Origin of the sequence: Amphiplicatus metriothermophilus (genome assembly GCF_900199215.1) — a bacterium.
GTDB lineage: Bacteria > Pseudomonadota > Alphaproteobacteria > Caulobacterales > Parvularculaceae > Amphiplicatus > Amphiplicatus metriothermophilus.
In genome coordinates this window covers 1-1,112 of record NZ_FZQA01000016.1, presented here as the reverse complement: position 1 = coordinate 1,112, position 1,112 = coordinate 1, and the positions used below count along the sequence as shown (strand labels likewise).

1 pseudogene is annotated in these 1,112 nt (G+C 56.8%); it reads right to left on the bottom strand.

Features of this window, described 5'->3' with window-relative positions:
- A pseudogene (locus tag CHB64_RS15170) lies at positions 1–1,046 on the bottom strand (IS3 family transposase); the annotation flags it as partial.
- Between the last annotated feature and the right edge of the window lie 66 nt (positions 1,047–1,112).

Genomic DNA, 1,112 nt, shown 5'->3' with positions numbered 1-1,112 from the left:
CTCTGTGTTGTAATGGCGCCGCCAATTTTCGATGATGATCTTCGCCTCGATCAGATGATTGAAAAGCTCCGGTTTTAGGCACTCATCCTGCAGTCGGCCGTTGAAAGATTCGTTGTAACCGTTCTCCCACGGGCTCCCGGGTTCGATGTAGAGCGTCTTTGCACCGATCTTCGAAAGCCATTCCTGAACGGCTTTGGCCCGGAACTCTCCGCCATTGTCGCTGCGAATGTGATCAGGCACGCCGTGTTCGACCATCAGCTCGCCGAGCACTTCTAATACGTCCTGGCTGTTCAGACGACGCCCGACCCTGATCGCCAGGCATTCGCGGGTGAACTCGTCGATCACGGTGAGCATGCGGAACTTGCGCCCGTCGCGGGTTCGATCCTGGACAAAATCATACGCCCATACATGATTGCGATATTGCGGCCGAAGCCGGATGCATGAGCCGTCATTCAGCCATAATCTTCCTCGTTTCGGTTGTTTCTGCGGTACTTTCAGGCCCTCGCGCCGCCATATCCGGAAGACACGCTTGTGGTTTACGCACCAGCCGTCAGCGCGAAGAAGCGCCGTGATCCGCTTGTAGCCGTAACGCCCATAGCGGACAGCGAGTTCAATGATCGCGGATGTCAGCGCGTCTTCATCGTCACGCTTCTTCGGCTGGCGCCATTGTGTCGAGCGGTGTTGACCAAGAATGCGGCAAGCCCGGCGTTCGGAAACGCCGAGCTTCTCAACCGCACGATCCACACATGCCCGACGGCGCAAGGGCGTCAGAAGTTTCCCGAGGCGGCTTCCTTCAATATCGCTTTGTCGAGTTCCGCGTCAGCCAGCAAGCGCTTCAGCCTGGCGTTCTCCCGCTCCAGGTCTTTCAGACGCTTGGCCTGATCGACTTTCAGGCCGCCATATTCGCGCCGCCAGCGATAATAGGTGATCTTTGTGACGCCCAACCGGCGAATGACTTCCCCGACGCTGACGCCTTCGGCGAGATAAACTTCCGCCTCGCGTAACTTCGAGATGATTTCTTCTGGGCGATATCGTTTTCCCGACATTCTCTATCTCCTTGAATGCAGCCATTTGTTTCCTTGTTCGTGGCTGCGTTCAAAGGGGTCGGGTCA